Below are 17433 nucleotides of genomic sequence, written 5' to 3'. Positions count from 1 at the left end.
CGCTATCGGATCAATGCCGCGGAGCGGCCCGCAAAGTCGAGGACGAACGAGGGGAAGATTCCGAGGAACAGCGTCACGATCGCCGTGCAGAAGATAGCGACTCGAATGCCTGCACTAGGCGCAAGCAATTCCTCCGTACTTTCGGCCGGTGGCTGCATGTACATTACTACGATGATTCGCAGGTAGTAATAGGCGGCTACTGCGCTGTTCAGCATGCCCAACACCGCCAGCCAGACCAGGTTGGCATCGAGCGCGGCTTTGAAGATGTAGAACTTACCGAAGAAGCCGGCTGTCAGCGGAATACCGGTCAGCGAGAGCAGGAAGATGGTCAGCATGGCCGCCACCAGGGGCTGCGTCTGGCTGAGTCCGGAGAGGTCCTGCGTGGCAACGTGCTTCTCTCCGCGGCGGGCCACATAGGTGACAACAGCGAAGGCGCCGATGTTCATGAAGGCGTAGGACGCCAGGTAGAACATTGCGGCCGCGGTGCCAATCTCACTGTGCGTGGTGAGGGCCACCATGACATAGCCGGCATGCGCGATGGAACTGTACGCCAGCAGGCGCTTGATGTTCGTCTGGCGCAACGCGGCGAAGTTGCCGATGATCATTGTCGCAAGTGCGGACACCCACAGGATGGGCTCCCAGCGATCCTTCAATGGCTCGAAGGCGGTCATCAGAATCCGCAGGAACATCGCGAAGGCGGCCGCTTTCGGTCCAACGGACATGAATGCGGAGACCGGGGCGGGCGCGCCCTGGTACACGTCCGGCGCCCACATCTGGAACGGCGCCGCGGATACTTTGAAGGCCAGGCCGACAAAGAGAAGTGCAGTGGCCGCGCCGAGCATCACCAGGTTCGGGTGATTCGTGGGATTCAGCAGGGTGGCGCGAATTGCGCTCAGGTTCGTCGTGCCTGTGAGGCCATAGATCCAGGCGACACCGTAGAGCAGGAAGGCCGTCGCGAACGAACCCAGCAGAAAGTACTTCAATGCCGATTCGTTGTTCCGCTTGTCATCGCGGAGATATCCAGCCAGGACGTAACTGGCAATGGACGAGCACTCCAGTCCGATGAAGAGCATAATCAGTTCGTTCGCGGAAACCATCAGGCACTGCCCGATGATCGAGAACAGCATCAATGCATAGTATTCGCCGGACTCATGCTGCTCGAGCTTCAGATAGTTCGTGGAGATCAGCACGATGAGCAGCCCCACGACCATGACGAGAATCCGGAAGAACGCCGCGAATCCGTCCAGCACCAGCATTTTGGAGAATGCGGTACCCGGATCGTTGGTGCCGGCCACGGTGAGAACGATTCCGGCAATCAACGTCAGAAAGGTCATCACGGCAAACTTGCGCTTGCCCTCCGGTGCGCTCAGGGGTTCCATCACCATGATGAGTGTGGCTACCACGGTCATCAGCATTTCAGGCGCAAACCGGAACAACTCCTGCGGGGAGGGCGGCACGAAACTAGCGGGCATTGGCAAGCTCCTTCCCTGCGACAGGGGCTTTCGACTGAACTACGGAGAGAATCTTCGAATCGCTGGCGCTGATGGCCGGCAGGAAACTGCTTGAGCCGATGCCCATCCAGATCATCATGGCGATGAGAGGGAGGATCACACCCCATTCGCGCAGCGAGAGGTCGCTGAAGTGGTGCTTCACCTCGTCGGGCGTTTCGCCATAGAAGGTTCGCTGCACCATCCAGAGCATGTAGACCGCGGAAAGGATGACGCCGACAGCGGCAAACACGGCATACAGGAAGTTGCGTTCGGCAGCGCCCTGGAGCACTAAGAATTCGCCAACAAAGTTGTTCAGCAGCGGCAGGCCGACACTGGCCAGCGTGGTAATCACGAACATCGTGGAAAGCCAGGGGGCCACCGTGCCCACTCCGCCGTAATCGGTGATCTCCAGCGAATGGCGGCGCTCGTAGAGCATGCCCACCAGAATGAAGAGGGCGCCGGTGGAAATACCGTGATTCAGCATCTGGTAAACCGCACCGTCGAGGCCCACCTGCGTGAAGGTGAAGACCCCGAGGATTACGAAACCCAGGTGGCTGACCGAAGAGTACGCAACCAGCCGCTTCATGTTCGGCTGGACCATGGCGACCAGTGCGCCGTAGATGATGCCGCCAATGGCCAGGCCGATGATCCATTGCGCGTTCTGATGCGCGGCCTGAGGGAACAGCGGCAGGCAGATGCGGACGATGCCATACGTGCCCAATTTCAGCAGGACGGAGGCCAGCATGACGGAACCGGCCGTGGGCGCCTCGCCGTGAGCATCCGGCAACCAGGTGTGCAGCGGAAACAGTGGGACCTTAATGGCGAACGCCAGGAAGAACGCCAGGAACAACCAGCAGCCTTCTGTACTCGTCAGCGTCAGCCGGCCCTTGGCCATCATGTCCATCAGCAACGGTATATCGAACGTACCGCTCTTGTTGTAGAGGTACACAATCGCAATGAACATCAGAGCCGAACCGGCCATCGTGTAAAGGAAGAATTTGACGGCTGCGTAGATGCGCCTCTCGTGGCCCCAGATGCCGACCAGGAAGTACATCGGTACCAGCGAGACTTCCCAAAACACGAAGAACAGGAACAGGTCGAGGGCAACGAAGACGCCAAGCACGCCGAAAAGCAGGAAGAGCAGGAAGGCGTAGTATTCCTTGACGCGCTTCTGAATGTACTTCCAACTCACCAGGATGACCAGAGGCGTGAGGAACGTGGAGAGGATTACCAGCCACAGACTGAGCCCGTCCAATCCCACGTGGTAGCGGATGGAGGGATACTCGATCCACTGCGTATTGGTCTCAAATGAGAGTTGCTGAGGGTTGGCCAGCACCGGCCCGATCAGCCCCAGCGACAACAGAAACGCGATCAACGAAACAAACAGCGTGAAATTCCGGATCAGGCGCGGATTGTCCTTCGGCAACAACAGCGTCAGCAGAAAGCCAGCCGCCGGCACAATCAGGAGTATGTTCAAAAGGTTCACCGAACGCCTCCCCAGAAGCTGACGACAGCGACGATGACAATGCTGCCCAGCACGACCCATGCGGCGTACCTTCGTATGTAGCCGGATTGCAGATGCCGCAAGACGCCGCCGATCCCCTGCGCCAGCGACCCGACTCCATTCACTGCGGCGTCAATCACCCCGGCGTCGATACCCTTCCAGAGGATGCTGGTCGAGCCGTCCCGGATGGGATGAACGATCATGGCGTCATAGGCTTCATCCACGTAGTACTTGTTGTAAAGCACCTTGTACGGCCATGAGAACGTGCGGGCGATACCGTCGGCCAGGCCGGGCTTCGCCACATAGAAGATGTAGGCCAGCACGATGCCGATGACACCCGCCGCCACCGAAATGAAGACTAGGCTCTCATCATGCGCCGCATGCTCCCCGCCGAAGATCGGCTCGAGGAAGTGCGGCACATCCAGATATCCGCCGCCCAGGCTGAGCAGGGCGAGAACACCGAGCGGCAACGTCATGATCAGCGGAGACTCATGCGGATGAGCGTGTCCGCGGTAGCTACCGAAGAAGGCCATGAACCAGGCGCGGAACACATAGAATGCCGTCATGCCCGCGGTCACAACGCCAACCCAGTACATCCAGGGTGCTTTGGCATGAGCGGCCAGCAGGATCGCGTCCTTACTGTGGAAGCCCGAGAACGGAGGCACACCGGCGATGGCGACGGAGGCGCAGAACAGCAGCGCGCAGGTCACCGGGATCTTCGACCTTAACCCGCCCATCATCCTCAGATCCTGCTCACCGTGCACCGCGTGAATCACCGATCCGGCGCCAAGGAAGAGCAGCGCCTTGAAGAACGCGTGTGTCATGACATGGAAGATACCGGCCGAATAGGCCCCGCTGCCCAGGGCCAGGAACATGTAGCCCAACTGTGAAACCGTGGAGTAAGCGAACACCTTCTTGATGTCGTATTGCGTGAGGCCAATGGTGGCGGCCATCACAGCCGTCGCCAGTCCAATGTAGGCGACCACATCGAGGGCAGCCGGAGAGTGGTTAAACAGAACGGCAGACCGCGCAATCATATACACGCCTGCGGTCACCATCGTGGCGGCGTGGATCAGGGCGCTGACCGGGGTTGGGCCTTCCATGGCGTCCGGCAGCCACACATACAACGGGAGCTGGGCGCTTTTGCCGGCCGCACCGACCAACAGAAGGAGACAGATGAGAGTGAACGTCGACGTGGTGACGCCGCCCGCATCCGTGGCGCCGGCCTTGGCAAAAACCGTCAGAAAGTCCAGCGACTTGAAGTGGAGCAGGATCAGGAACATGGCCAGCGAGAAGCCAAAGTCGCCGATACGGTTGACGATGAACGCCTTCTTGCCGGCATCGCCCGCACTCTTCTTGACGAAGTAGAATCCGATCAGCAGGTAGCTGCACAAGCCCACCCCTTCCCACCCGACAAACAGCAGCAGGTAGTTGGCGGCCAGCACCAGCACGAGCATGAAAAACATGAACAGGTTCAGGTAGGCGAAGAAGCGGTAGTACCCGCCCTCGTGCTCCATGTAGCCTGCCGCATAGATGTGGATGAGAGTGCCGATGCCGGTGACAATCAGCAGCATGACGGCGCTGAGGCGATCGACTGAGAAGTCGAAACCGATGTTCACGTATCCGCTTTGGATCCAGGTGAAGTAGTGCTCGACATGGGGCGTTTCCATGGCGCCCAGCGCAAGCACTGTCTTCACGACCCAGAGGAAGGCGAGTAGAACGCTGCCGATTGCCGCTGCGTTGACGGCCGCTTTGGGCAGCTTGCGGCCGAACAGACCATTCACCAGGAATCCGGCAAACGGCAATGCGGGAATGAGCCAGAGTTGATGCATCGGATCAGAGCTTCATCGAGGAGACTTCGTCGACTTCCAGCGTCGAACGATTCTTGAACACCGTGAGGATGATGGCGAGCCCGACGGCGGCTTCGGCCGCGGCTACAACCATCACGAAGAAACTGAAGATGTGGCCGTCCACCTGCTTCAACTGGTGGCTGAAGGCAATGAACGTCAGGTTCACCGCGTTGAGCATCAGCTCGATGCACATGAAGACGGTGATGATGTTGCGCCGCAGCAGAAAGCCGGCGGCGCCGACCACGAACAGAATCACGCTGAGGATCAGGTACCAGGAGAGCGGTACATGGGCGGGTAGTGCGATGGGCAGCTCAGGCATGGGGTTTCGTTAAATCTCCTTCCGGGCCAGCACAATCGCCCCGAGGATGGCGATGAGGATCAGGATGGAAGTGGCCTCGAAGGGCAGAAGGTATGTGGTGAACAGCGCGCTTCCAATCTCGCGGCCGCCGACGATGAAGGTTCCGAACTTCACCACGTCGGTGGAAGGCGTTTGCGAAGCGACCAGGAACGCCCCGATGGCCAACAGCGTAAACAGCAGCGGCAGCGCGACGGCAGCCCGCAGGATGTTCCGCGTCGGCTTCTTCTCGGCGCCCGCATTCAGCAACATGATCACGAAGATGAACAACACCATGATGGCGCCGGCGTAGACAATCAACTGCACGGCGGCGATGAACTCCCCACCCAGCAGCAGGTACAACACAGCCAGCGAACCCATCACGCCAACCAATGACAAAGCGCTCGAAATCGGATGCGTCTGCAACACCAGATTGATGGCGCAGCCCACCGCGATCGCGGCGAACAGGAGAAACAACAAAGCGTCCATTTCGCGTGCTACCTCATTAGCTCTGCAAGGCCACCAGCAGACCCGTGATCAACAGGTTGGCGATGGCTACCGGGAACAGGAACGTCCAGGCAAACCGCATGAGTTGGTCATAGCGGAAGCGCGGCAGCGTACCGCGGATCCAGATAAAGATGAACAGCAGGATGCCGACCTTGCCCACAAACCAGAACAGCGGGATCAGAATCGGCTTCAACACCGGCACCAGGAATAGCGCCCCCACCAGCAGGAAGATGACGCCGAAGGCCGGAAACGAGAAGCGGTCCCATGTGCGGCTCTTCACCGTCTGCCCACCGTGATAGAACAGCATGCCGGCTGCTGCAAAGTGGATCAGCGGCGCCAAGAAGTCGGAGCCCAGCGACGACGGCCACAGCGGCTGCCAGCCGCCAAGATACAGCAGCGTCGCCACCGAGCACACCGTGATCATGTTCGCGTATTCCGCCATGAAGAAGGCCGCGAAACCCAGCGAACTATACTCTGTGTGGAAACCCGACACCAATTCGCTCTCTGCTTCCGGAAGATCGAACGGCACTCGATTCGTTTCAGCGAACGCCGCGATCAGGAAAATCAGGAAACTGAAGAACTGCGGGAAGGGGCCGGCGAAGACATTCCACTTCGGAATCACGCCCAGCCAGTAGCCCGACTGCGCGTTCACCATGTCGCGGAAGTTCAAGGTATTCACGATCAACAGCGGCGCTGCGATCGCCAGCGACATCGGCAATTCATAGCTGATCATCTGCGCCGAACTGCGCAGGCCGCCCATCAGCGAGTACTTCGAGTTCGAAGCCCAGCCACCGATCGCAATGCCGTACACACCCAGTGAGGAGAGAGCCAGGATGAACAGGACACCGATATTCACGCCCGTCAGTTCCATGTTCGTCTTCACGCCGAAAACTTCGATCTCCGGCCCGAAGGGGATGACCGAGATGGACGTGAGCGCCAAGGTAACGGCTAAGAACGGCGCAAACAGGAAGAAGAAGACGTTGGCGCCACCAGGAATGACGCCTTCCTTCGTAGCCAGCTTCACGACGTCGGCCAGCGGTTGCAGCAAGCCATGCGGTCCAACGCGATAGGGACCGGGGCGGAGTTGGATATGGGCGAGCACTTTGCGCTCGATCCATTGCAGGTAAGCCAGCGTGGTGAGCAGAACGAACGCCACCAGGCCGGTCTTGATCAGGCTGAGGAGGAAGAAGTTCATTGCCTTACGGTTTGTACAACTGTCCCGGTGCTTCCATGACTCGATTGAGCATCTTGGAGTAGCGCCCCAAGGTGCCCGATGTGAAAAGCGTATCGCCCGCTGAGCGAATGTATTCCGGCTTACCCTGCGAGGGCACGCCGCCATTCACCGCCGCGGTCTGCGCCGCGCCGCCGGTCGCAATCACCGGCAACGGCACGTTATAACCCGCCACCGTCCGCCGGATCTCTTCGAAAACCTTGTCCGCCGTCCAGATACCCAGATTCAGGCCAAGCTCCTTGGCCAACAACCCGAAGATCTCCAGATCGGTCTTCGTACCCATCACCTTGGGACCCTGCTTCAGCCGCTGCACTTCGCCGCATCCGTTGGTGACCGTGCCATTCTTCTCATACGCACTGGCTGCGGGCAGCACCACATCGGCACGCTGCGCGGTCTCGGTCAGGAACAGGTCCTGCACAACAGTGAACGTGCTCGTGCCGGCCGGCGCCGTGGTCTTGAATGGATTCGAACCCACCACCCATAGCACGTCGAGATCGGCCGCGGCCAGCATCTCGTCGCGCGACAACCCTGCCGTCGCAGCAGCATGATAGCCCGGCCCCAGGTCGGGCAGCAGGCCCATGTCCATGGCTCCGCGGGAATTCGCATAGTCCACCAGACACACATACTTCACTGGAATCCCCAGCGACTCGCCAAACTCCACAAGCTGCCGGACCGCCTGCCCGCGGATCGCGTCACTAAACAGGATGACCAGGTCGCCGTGCTTCTTCAGATCCTCTGCCAGTGACTGCGCCGTGCCCAGTTCCTGCCCGGCCTCGCAGTGCAGGCTCTTCGCCGCATACTGCTCTTCCCGCACTACGCCGCTGGTCACCGTATAGACCGCGGCTTGGTGGTGCCGGAAATTCGCACGCAACTGGAAGGCGAGGAAAGGATGCTGCTGCGCCAGGTCGCTGCCGATCACCAGCGCGGATTTCGCGTTGTACAGATCTGCCGAGGACGCCAGCTTGCCGGACTTGCCACTCAGGGCATCCAGCAGCGCCGGCACGTCACCCGACCGGTGATGGTCGATGTTAGCTGTCCCCAGCCCTTCCCGTGCGAACTTCTGCAGGAAGTAGTTCTCTTCGTTGGTCGTATGGGTGGAACCAATGACACCGAACTTCCCGTTGCGCGCCTTCACCTCGCCGAAGCGGGCGGCCACCGCGGCCAGCGCCTCACTCCAACTCACCGGCTCCAGCTTGCCATCCTTGCGCAACAGCGGCGACTGCAGTCGCTCTTCGCTGTGGACAAAGTCGAATCCGAAACGGCCCTTCACACACAGGAACTCACCGTTCACACCGCTGCGGTCGCGGTTGTTGGCACGGATCACTTCCCCATTGCGCACACTCAACGTAGTCTTGCAGCCATCAGAACAGTGCGTGCAGATCGTGCCCGCGTAGTTCATCTCCCACGGACGCGACTTGTACCGGTAGGTCCCGGAGGTCAGTGCGCCCACGGGGCAGACATCAATGCACCAGCCGCACTCATCACACTCCAGGTGATCGCCGTGGCTCGGCGTGATCTCCGCGGCCACGCCGCGATAGGTCAGCCCCAGCGCGCCGACCCCAATGCCCTCATCGCAAACGCGAATACAGCGGTAACAGAGAATGCAGCGCGCCGCATCGTAGTAGACCGCCGGGCTCCACTGCTTCTCATCCACGTGATGTTTGATCTCGACGAAGCGGCTCTCCCCCGCCCCGTAGCGGAACGTCATGTCCTGCAGTTCACACTCGCCGCCCTTGTCGCACACCGGACAATCCAACGGGTGGTTCGACAGCAGAAACTCGAGCGTACCCTTGCGCGCTTCGACAACCTTCGGCGACTCGGTGTAGACCACCATGCCTTCCGCCGCCGGCAGGGTACAGCCGGGCTGCAGCTTGGGCATCTTCTCCACTTCCACCAGGCACATGCGGCAGGCGGCCTGCAGCGAGAAGCCTTCGTAGTAGCAGAACGCGGGCACTTCAATACCGACCGTCTTGGCAGCTTCGATGACCAAAGTGCCGGCCGGCACCTTCACCTGTCTACCGTCGATTGTCAGCGTAATGGGATCGGCCATGTCTTCTCCCTACAACACAACCAGGGGTTGCGTCTGAGGCGCTGGCATAAAGACCTGCGCCGACTGAATCTTTGCCTCGAACTCTTCGCGGAACTTCCGCACGTAACTCATGGCAGGCATGGCCGCCGCATCGCCCAGGGCGCAGAAAGTCCGGCCCATCATACCTTGCGCGAGCTGATCCACCATGTCGATGTCCCGCTTCGTGCCCACGCCTTCATCCAGGCGCGCCATGATCTTCTTTAACCAGCTCGTACCCTCGCGGCAGGGGATGCACCAGCCGCAGCTCTCGTGCGCATAGAACGCCATCAACCGCGCCAGGATTCTCACGATGTCGGCCGTCTCGTCCAGCACCACCGTGGCGCCGGAACCCAGCATCGACCCGGCCTTCGCCAACGAATCGTAATCAGCCGGAATGTCGCACTCATCGGCCCGCAGAATCGGGCTGGAACTGCCGCCCGGAATCACCGCCTTCAGCTTGCGGCCCTTCCACACGCCGCCGCCCACCTCGTTGATGAGCGTCATCATGTTCATGCCCAGCGGTACTTCATACACACCGGGCTTGTTCAGGTGGCCCGACAGGCACACCAGGCGCGTGCCGCCGTTGCGCGGCGTACCCAGGCCCGCAAACCACTCCCCGCCTTTGAGGATGATCTCCGGCACGGCGCTGTAGGTCTCGACGTTGTTGACGATCGTCGGAGCCTGGAACGCGCCCGAGGTCGCAGGGAACGGAGGCTTCAGCCGCGGATTGCCGCGCTTGCCTTCCAACGACTCCAGCAGTGCGGATTCTTCGCCGCACTCATAGGAGCCTGCTCCGGTGTGCGTGGAAAGGTGGAACGCCCAACCGCTGCCCATCACGTTATCGCCCAGGTAGCCCTTGTCGTAGGCTTCCTGAATAGCGCGATCCATGATGTCGATGTACTCGCGATATTCGCCCCGGATGTACACCCAACCGCGGTTGGAACCGATGGCGCGGCCGGCGATGAGGCAGCCCTCAATCAACCGGTGCGGCTCGTGGCCCATGATGATGCGGTCTTTGCAGGTGCCCGGCTCGCCCTCGTCGCCGTTGACGACGATGTACTTCGGCTTCGGCGATTTGCGGTCGACAAAACTCCACTTGAGGCCCGTGGGGAAGCCCGCTCCGCCACGGCCTCGCAGCGAGGACTTCTTCACTTCCTCGATGATCTCTTCCGGCTGCATCGTCAGCGCTTTGCGAATGGCGTCGTAACCCTCGTCCGCCACGTACTGCTCAAGCCAGATCGGATCCTGCTGCGGATACCTGTAGCGCCGTGTCAGGACCTTCACTTCCAGTGGATGCGGTTCGTTCAGAAGCATTTCGTTTTCCCCAGAATGGATCCCCTACTGCGTCTTCTTCAGGCTCTCGACCAGCCGGTCCAACTTCTCCGGCGTCACGTTGAAATGGAAATCGTAGTCGATCATCATCGCCGGAGCCCACGAACAGGCCCCCAGGCATTCCACTTCTTCCAGCGAAAACTGCCCGTCCGCCGTCTTCTGCTTGTTGCCGATCCCCAGCTTCTTGCAGGCGTGCTCGTAAAGCTCTTCGCCACCCGTCAGCATGCAGCTTACGTTCGTGCAGATCTGCACATGGTGTTTGCCGCGCGGTTCGCGGGTCAACATCGTGTAGTAGCCGATGACTTCTTCGATCTCCACCCGCTTCACCTTCAGCCGCTTGGAGACTTCGTCGATCAGCTCCGGGGTCATCGAACCCACTTCATCCTGGGCGAACAACAGCATCGGGATCAGCGCGCCCTTCTGGCGGCCCGCCGGGTAGTTCTGGATCATCTTCGCGAACTTGGCTTCGAGTTCGGGTGAAAAGGTCATGACAGTCTCTCTGTTCCTTAGCGGTCCACGTCGCCGAGGACGAAGTCCATGCTGCCGAGCGACGCGATGGAGTCGGAGATCAACTTGCCTTCAAACAGCGCGGACAGGCACTGCAGGTTGCCAAAGCTCGGGGTCCGCATGAACACACGGTAAGGCTTCGAAGTCCCATCGCTCACCGCATAGAATCCGATCTCGCCGCGGGGCGATTCCACCGGAACATAGGCTTCCCCGGCGGGCACCCTGAACCCTTCCGTCACAATCTTGAAGTGGTAGATGAGCGCCTCCATCTGCGTCTTCATCTTTTCGCGGTCAGGCAGAACAACTTTGGGCGCGTCGGCCTTCCAGGCGCCGTCCGGCATCCCGTCCATCGCCTGCTTGCAGATCCGCGCGCTCTGCCGCATCTCTTCCAAACGAACCCGGTAGCGGGAGTATACGTCGCTGTCTTGGTAGACCGGTACGTCAAAGTCGAACTTCTCGTAGCTCGAATAGGGCTCCGACTTGCGGATGTCCCAGTTCAAACCCGCCGCCCGGATCATAGGCCCCGTCACACCGATGTCGAGCAGTTTCTCCAGGCTCAGGTACCCCACCTTCTGGGTTCGCTGCAGGAAGATCGGGTTGGTGTTGAGCAGGTTCTCGTACTCATCGATCTTCTCGGATAGTCCATCCAGGAAACGTCCGACCGCCTTCTCCCAGCCCCTCGGCGGCTCCAGGGCCACACCGCCGATGCGGATATAACTCGTCATCAGCCGCTGCCCGCTGAACATCTCGAACAGCCGGAGAATGTCCTCTCGCTCGCGGAAACAGTAGAAGAAGACCGTCATCGCGCCCAGATCGAGCGCGTGTGTGCCCAGCCAGACCGCATGGCTGTTGATGCGCGACAGTTCCGTCAGCAGTACCCGCAGCCACTGCGCCTTCGGGGGAATCTCGATGCCCAGCAACTTCTCCACCGGCAGAACATAGGCGAGATTGTTCGCCATGTTCGACAGGTAGTCCATGCGATCCGTCAGCGTGACCACTTGCTGCCAGGTGAGGGTTTCGGCCTGTTTTTCGATACCCGTATGAAGGAAGCCGATGTCCGGCTCCGCCTTCTGGATGATCTCGCCGTCCAGTTCCAGCAGAATGCGCAGAACACCATGGGTGGACGGGTGCTGGGGGCCCATGTTGAGGACCATCCTGCGGCCACCGCCCGGCAGCTTCTCCGTCACCTGCGTGTCGAAGCCAGCCGGCACTGTCGTTTCATCGATTTCGTTCATGGTTCCCCTCTTCAGAACCGGACGCACACTGCGGATCCGCTTAGTCGTTCTGGTAGCTGTACTTGTGACCGTGAACAGGGAAATCTTTCCTCAACGGATGTCCTTCCCAGTCTTCGGGCATCATCAGCCGCTTCAGGTTCGGGTGGTTGTGGAACTTCACCCCGAACAAATCGAACACTTCGCGCTCATACCAGTCCGCGCCGACCCAGACGGCGGTCACACTTTCCACCTGCGGAGCGTCGCTGCCCAAGGCGACCTTCAGCTTCAACCGCTCATTCCGCGCAATAGAATGAAGCAGGTACAGCACCTCGTAACGCGGCTCGGCAGGGAACCGGTCGATGCAGGTGACGCCCGACAGGCGCTCGAATTTCAACTGAGTCTTCAGGTATTGGCAGACCGCGACAATGCGCTCAGGCTGCACAAACAGCAGAGTCTCGCCAAACTCGTGGCTTCCGCCTGTCACCACCGCTGAGTCCCACGCCTCAATCGCGGCAGGCACGGCCATATCCTTCAAATTGTCCGGCAACATTCTGGCGCCCCCTCTAGCGCTGGCTATCCTGCTGGCTCTCCTCGGCGGCCCAGTTCAATACGCCCTTCTTCCAGATGTAGAAGAAGCCGGCCAGCACAAGTCCGATGAAGAGGAGCATCTCGAAGAACCCGAACAGCTTCAGGTCACGATAGACCACAGCCCAGGGGTACAGGAAGATCGCCTCAATATCGAAAAGGATGAAGAGCATCGCCACCAGGTAGAACTTGACACTGAAGCGCTCCTTCGCGGAGCCCGTCGGTGTGATGCCGCATTCGTAGGGTGTGTCTTTGACTTTATTCTTGACGCGTTTACCCAGTAAAACGCCCGCGCCAAGCAATCCCGCGGCCACGGCGGCAGCCAAGATCACCTGGACCAGGACCGGGAAGTATGCTTCTAAGACAGTTGTGGGCATGAGTGCGGTAGTCGAGTCCCCGGGGCGTTAACTTTTAACTATAATGACCCTCAGAAGAGCGTGTCAAACCAACTTGGTGGTCTCGATATCCCTATCAAAGTCAACGGCGAAGACCGAATCGTACCTGACGGTCTGAATATCCGCCAACTCCTGGCCCACCTGGGCCTCGACTCCGGCCGCGTCGCCGTCGAACTCAATCGCGAAATCGTTCGCAAGCCGGACTGGGAATCCACCGCCATCCAGGCCGGAGCCTCCCTCGAAATCGTCACGTTCGTCGGTGGCGGCGCCCGCTGAAACTGCCCCCCATTCCCTAGTGGCGCGATTCGAAATCGGGCCAGATCTTGCGAATTGACTTCCCTACCCCCTCCTATAGACTCGTGTATGAGTTTTGGCCCCAAACAGAAAGGGAGTGAGATGTTCAAAACAAAATCGCGACAGGGTGCACCCGCCCCCGGGGAGCGGACGTTTTCCAGCGCTGACGTGTCGCGTTTGTCCGGAGTCAGCCTCCGGCAATTGCAGTGGTGGGATGAGCAGCGGGTGGTATCACCCCGTCATGAGGGCCACAAACGTATCTATCTGACCGAGGAAGTCGTCGAGGTCAGCGTCATCGCCGAACTCCGCCGCAAAGGCTTCAGCCTCCAGAAGATCCGTCGCGTCCTGCGCTTCCTGCAACGCGAAATGGGTAAACGCCTTTCCGATATCCTCAACGCCGGCAGCGACCTGCACCTGCTCACCGACGGTAAGTCGATCTATCTCGAGGAGAGCCAGGAGCGGATCATCGATCTGCTCAAAGCCGCCAAACAGCCGATGTTCCTGGTCTGTGTAACGGACCAGGTTCGTCGGCTGACGGTCACGCCCCGCAAGCCGCCAAAGAGCGAAACTCCGGCCGTCGCGCGCAAGTCCAAGGCTGTCTAGCGACTCCGGTGCAGGAATTTAGACCTTACTTTTACATTTCTCAAACCTCCGGGGCCTCTGCGCCGTCTAACGGCTCAGAGGCCCTGCGTTATACTTGGGTCAGGTCTGGGGAGGCCACTACATGCGCCAAATCCGCGCTTTTGTCTTTTCTCTATTGGTGATCGCGTCGTGCGCGATTGTCGCCGGAAACTTCGGCCCCGGCGCCTCGGCGCTCGCCGAATCCTCAGCCGCCCCAGCCTCGGCCGACGACGAACTCAGCGCGGGTCTCAAGACCTTCACCTCCATCTACCGCCTGGTCGAAGAGAATGCCGCGGACAAAGTGAATCCGGACAAGGCCATATATAAAGGTGCCGTGCCCGGCATGCTCCGCACCCTGGATCCCCACTCCAGCTTCTTCGATCCCCGCGACTTCCAGCAGCTCCGCGAAGACCAGCGCGGCTCCTACTACGGCGTCGGCATGACCATTCAGCCGAAGGATAGCCGCATTGTCGTCGTGGCTCCGTTCACCGGTTCCCCTGCCTACAAGGCCGGCATCCGCCCCGGCGACGTGATTATTGAAGTCAACGACAAGCGCACCGACGGCATGAACACCTCCGAAGTGGCCGACCTGCTGAAAGGCCCCAAAGGCACCAAGGTCCAGGTCCTGATTGCCCGCGAAGGTGTCGACAAGCCCATTACTTTCAATCTGATCCGCGGGGAAATCCCAAGATTCAGCGTCCAGAACGCCTTCTGGCTCAAGCCCGGCATCGCCTACATCGACGTCGAGAGCTTCAACGAGAACACTTCCAAGGAATTGGAAGACGCGATGCACAAGCTGGGCGAAGCCAACGTGAAGGGTCTCGTCTTCGACTTGCGCGACAATCCCGGCGGCCTCCTGAATGAAGGCGTCGCCGTCGCCGGTCACTTCCTCCGTAAAGGCCAGACCGTCGTCAGCCACCGCGGCCGTTCCTCACCAGAGCGCCCCTACACCGCCAGCAACGGCAGCGCAGCCCGTGACTATCCCATCGTCGTGATGGTCAACCGCTACTCCGCTTCGGCCGCTGAAATCGTGGCCGGCGCCCTGCAGGATCATGACCGCGCCTGGATCTTCGGCGACAACACCTTCGGCAAGGGCCTCGTCCAAACGGTCTTCCCGCTCTCAGAGAACACCGGTCTCGCCCTCACCACCGCGAAGTACTACACCCCGTCCGGCCGCCTCATCCAGCGCGACTACACCAGCGGCTCCTTCTACGAGTACTACTTCAATCGCAAGGATGGTGCTCAGAAGGATTCCACCGACGTCAAGATGACCGACGCCGGCCGCGCCGTCTACGGCGGCAATGGCATCACCCCGGACGAGAAGTTCGTCGTTAAGTACAACAAATTCCAGATCGAACTGGCCCGCCGCAGCGCCTTCCGCGATTTCATCCCGAAGTACTTCTCATCGCACAGCACCACGCTGGCGAAAGATTGGACTCCGGACAACGCCATGCTGAACGAGTTCCACGACTACGCGATGAAGAACAACGCTCAGTTCACGGAAGCCGAGTGGGCAGAGAACAATGACTGGATCAAGACGCAGCTCAAGCGGGAAGCGCTCATCACGGCTGTCTCCCTCGACGAATCCCTGCGCTATGCCATCGAAACCGATCCGGCAGTGTTGAAAGCAATGGATTCGTTGCCCAAGGCCAAGGCCTTGCTGCTCGACAACTCCAAGAAGCAGATGGTTCAATTGGATAAGAGGGCCCGTCGCGATTGAACCAGTCTCCTGACCAAGGTACACGGCCGCAAATCATCGTACTTGATACGGGTGGTCAGTATTGCCACCTCATCACACGCAAAATCCGTGAGCTCGGCGTCTATTCCGAGATTCGCCCAAGTGAAACCCCTGCCTCTGAACTGGCAGGGGTTTTGGGCATTGTCATCTCCGGCGGACCCGCCAGCGTCTATGAATCCGGCTCCCCGCAAGTAGATCCCGCGATCTTCGACCTGCCTTGTGCGGTCCTCGGCATTTGCTACGGCCAGCAACTGATCGCCTGGCACCTGGGCGGCACCGTAAGTCCAGGCAAAAAGGGCGAATACGGGATGGCCCACCTCGATCTGGAGTCCAGCGCAGCGCTGTTTCAAGGCGCCACCGGCCGCCAACAGGTTTGGATGAGCCACCGCGATACCGTCACCGCGGCACCAGCCGGTTTTGACGTCTACGGCGCCACCGAAACGTGCGCCATCGCGTCGATGGGCAGCGCGGCCCGCCGCATCTACGGCGTCCAATTCCATCCGGAAGTCGTCCACACCGAGCGCGGCCGGCAAATCCTCTCGAACTTCCTCTTCGGCGTCTGTGGCTGCGAAACCGACTGGAGCCCGCGCGAACAGACCAGCCGCATTGAGGAAGAGATCCGGCAGCGCGTTGGCGACCGGAATGTGTTCTTTTTCGTATCTGGCGGCGTCGATTCCACCGTTGCCTTTACCCTTTGTCTTCGGGCACTTGGCCCGGAACGGGTGCGAGCCCTGTACGTCGACACCGGCCTGATGCGCGACAGCGAAACCCCGTTCGTCCAGGGTGTCTTTGAGTCGCTGGGCAAAGGCATTTTCGCGGTCGAGTACGCCGAGGAGCGCTTCGTGGGCGCGTTAGCGGGCGTGCGGGAACCGGAGAAGAAGCGTCACATCATCGGCGAGAAATTCGTCGAAGTGCAGGAACAGATCCTCGCCTCCGGCCAGTTCCTCGAAGGCAATTGGATCCTGGGCCAGGGCACCATCTATCCCGACACCATTGAGAGCGGCGGCACGGCCAAGGCCGACCTGATCAAAACCCATCACAACCGCGTCTCCGGCATCCAGAAACTGCTGGCCGAGGGCCGCATCGTGGAGCCGCTCCACCTGCTCTATAAGGACGAAGTCCGCGAGGTCGGGCGAGAATTGAACCTGCCCGAGGAACTCCTTTCGCGTCATCCATTTCCAGGTCCAGGCCTGGCAATCCGCTGCCTCTGCGAGGACGAAGTCCGCCCGGTGGAACCACTCGACGCCGGCTGGCTCGCCCCGCTGCACTCCGTCGGAGTCCAGGGCGATTCCCGAACCTATCGGCCCGTACTTTTATTGGAAGAATCGCCGGCCTCGCCCGGAGTACACCTCAAGGCGACCGAAATGATCAACCGGCTGGCGGGCATCAACCGCGTCGCCGCCGTCACCGGCACGCATACGCCGGTGGCCGAGCTGAAGACCTCCGCCGCCTACATCACCACCGAGCGACTGGATCGCCTGCGCGCCGCCGACTCCATCGTCCGTTCCCTCTGCCTCTCTTCCGGCTTCGAACACAAGGTCTGGCAGTTCCCCGTGATCATCGTCCCGCTGGGCGCCGGTGATCGTCCGGATTCCATCGTCCTGCGGCCCATCGATTCGGTCGACGGCATGACCGCCCAGTCCGTCGCCATGCCTCAGGCGTTGCTGGACGAGATGACGAGCGCTCTGCTCGCGCTGCCTGGTATATGTACGGTGCTGTACGACCTGACGCACAAGCCGCCGGGCACCATTGAGTGGGAGTAA

General features: G+C 60.3%; 16 protein-coding genes. 4 read left to right on the top strand and 12 right to left on the bottom strand.

The features are described from left to right. Positions 1–2: 2 nt before the first annotated feature. Genes ACR9Y2_RS10600 through ACR9Y2_RS10545 form a run of 12 tightly spaced genes read right to left on the bottom strand, consistent with a single transcriptional unit; the run spans position 3 to position 12999 of the window. On the bottom strand, positions 3–1472 hold the full coding sequence (locus tag ACR9Y2_RS10600) for an NADH-quinone oxidoreductase subunit N (RefSeq protein WP_435041184.1): 1470 nt from the start codon (positions 1470–1472) through the stop codon (positions 3–5). Then, a complete protein-coding gene (locus ACR9Y2_RS10595; protein ID WP_435041182.1) occupies positions 1462–2976 on the bottom strand; it encodes a complex I subunit 4 family protein in 1515 nt (504 codons plus the stop codon). Before ACR9Y2_RS10595 ends, ACR9Y2_RS10600 begins: the two co-directional genes overlap by 11 nt. After that, complete coding sequence (gene nuoL / locus ACR9Y2_RS10590) at positions 2973–4826, bottom strand: NADH-quinone oxidoreductase subunit L (protein WP_435041180.1); 1854 nt, start codon at positions 4824–4826, stop codon at positions 2973–2975. The genes ACR9Y2_RS10595 and nuoL overlap by 4 nt, the downstream gene beginning before the upstream one ends. A gap of 4 nt (positions 4827–4830) precedes the next feature. Next, the gene (nuoK, locus tag ACR9Y2_RS10585; RefSeq protein WP_194446927.1) at positions 4831–5163 is read right to left on the bottom strand and encodes an NADH-quinone oxidoreductase subunit NuoK; all 333 of its coding nucleotides are present in this window, start codon (positions 5161–5163) and stop codon (positions 4831–4833) included. 9 nt (positions 5164–5172) lie between these two features. Further along, positions 5173–5667 carry an NADH-quinone oxidoreductase subunit J family protein gene (locus ACR9Y2_RS10580; protein ID WP_435041178.1) on the bottom strand — a complete coding sequence of 165 codons (495 nt, stop codon included), beginning with the start codon at positions 5665–5667 and terminating at the stop codon, positions 5173–5175. A gap of 16 nt (positions 5668–5683) precedes the next feature. Beyond that, positions 5684–6880, bottom strand: a complete 1197-nt coding sequence (locus ACR9Y2_RS10575) for a complex I subunit 1/NuoH family protein (protein ID WP_435041176.1) — start codon at positions 6878–6880, stop codon at positions 5684–5686. Positions 6881–6884: 4 nt separating this feature from the next. Then, positions 6885–8966, bottom strand: a complete 2082-nt coding sequence (gene nuoG, locus ACR9Y2_RS10570) for an NADH-quinone oxidoreductase subunit NuoG (protein WP_435041174.1) — start codon at positions 8964–8966, stop codon at positions 6885–6887. 9 nt (positions 8967–8975) lie between these two features. Further along, positions 8976–10298 carry an NADH-quinone oxidoreductase subunit NuoF gene (gene nuoF / locus ACR9Y2_RS10565; RefSeq protein ID WP_435041172.1) on the bottom strand — a complete coding sequence of 441 codons (1323 nt, stop codon included), beginning with the start codon at positions 10296–10298 and terminating at the stop codon, positions 8976–8978. Between the two features lie 24 nt (positions 10299–10322). Beyond that, on the bottom strand, positions 10323–10805 hold the full coding sequence (nuoE, locus tag ACR9Y2_RS10560) for an NADH-quinone oxidoreductase subunit NuoE (protein ID WP_435041170.1): 483 nt from the start codon (positions 10803–10805) through the stop codon (positions 10323–10325). A 17-nt stretch (positions 10806–10822) separates the two neighbouring features. Beyond that, on the bottom strand, positions 10823–12058 hold the full coding sequence (gene nuoD, locus ACR9Y2_RS10555) for an NADH dehydrogenase (quinone) subunit D (RefSeq protein WP_435041168.1): 1236 nt from the start codon (positions 12056–12058) through the stop codon (positions 10823–10825). A 40-nt stretch (positions 12059–12098) separates the two neighbouring features. Continuing rightward, entirely contained in the window at positions 12099–12587 is a 489-nt protein-coding gene (locus ACR9Y2_RS10550) for an NADH-quinone oxidoreductase subunit C (RefSeq protein WP_435041166.1), read from the bottom strand. A 13-nt stretch (positions 12588–12600) separates the two neighbouring features. Next, on the bottom strand, positions 12601–12999 hold the full coding sequence (locus ACR9Y2_RS10545; RefSeq protein WP_435041164.1) for an NADH-quinone oxidoreductase subunit A: 399 nt from the start codon (positions 12997–12999) through the stop codon (positions 12601–12603). Between the two features lie 60 nt (positions 13000–13059). Here ACR9Y2_RS10545 and thiS point away from each other — a divergent pair, with 60 nt between their 5' ends. From thiS to guaA, 4 genes are all read left to right on the top strand, one after another. Continuing rightward, the gene (gene thiS / locus ACR9Y2_RS10540; protein ID WP_435041162.1) at positions 13060–13293 is read left to right on the top strand and encodes a sulfur carrier protein ThiS; all 234 of its coding nucleotides are present in this window, start codon (positions 13060–13062) and stop codon (positions 13291–13293) included. A gap of 120 nt (positions 13294–13413) precedes the next feature. Then, positions 13414–13914: a MerR family transcriptional regulator gene (locus ACR9Y2_RS10535; protein ID WP_194446936.1), complete on the top strand. Its 501-nt coding sequence runs from the start codon at positions 13414–13416 to the stop codon at positions 13912–13914. Between the two features lie 121 nt (positions 13915–14035). Continuing rightward, a complete protein-coding gene (locus ACR9Y2_RS10530) occupies positions 14036–15652 on the top strand; it encodes a S41 family peptidase (RefSeq protein WP_435041160.1) in 1617 nt (538 codons plus the stop codon). Continuing rightward, entirely contained in the window at positions 15649–17433 is a 1785-nt protein-coding gene (guaA, locus tag ACR9Y2_RS10525) for a glutamine-hydrolyzing GMP synthase (protein WP_435041158.1), read from the top strand. The genes ACR9Y2_RS10530 and guaA overlap by 4 nt, the downstream gene beginning before the upstream one ends.

It is taken from the genome of Paludibaculum fermentans, assembly GCF_051172195.1.
In the GTDB taxonomy this organism is placed as follows: Bacteria; Acidobacteriota; Terriglobia; order Bryobacterales; family Bryobacteraceae; genus Paludibaculum; species Paludibaculum fermentans_A.
Note: the sequence above shows the minus strand (reverse complement) of the source record. Positions and strands in the feature narration are given on the sequence as shown.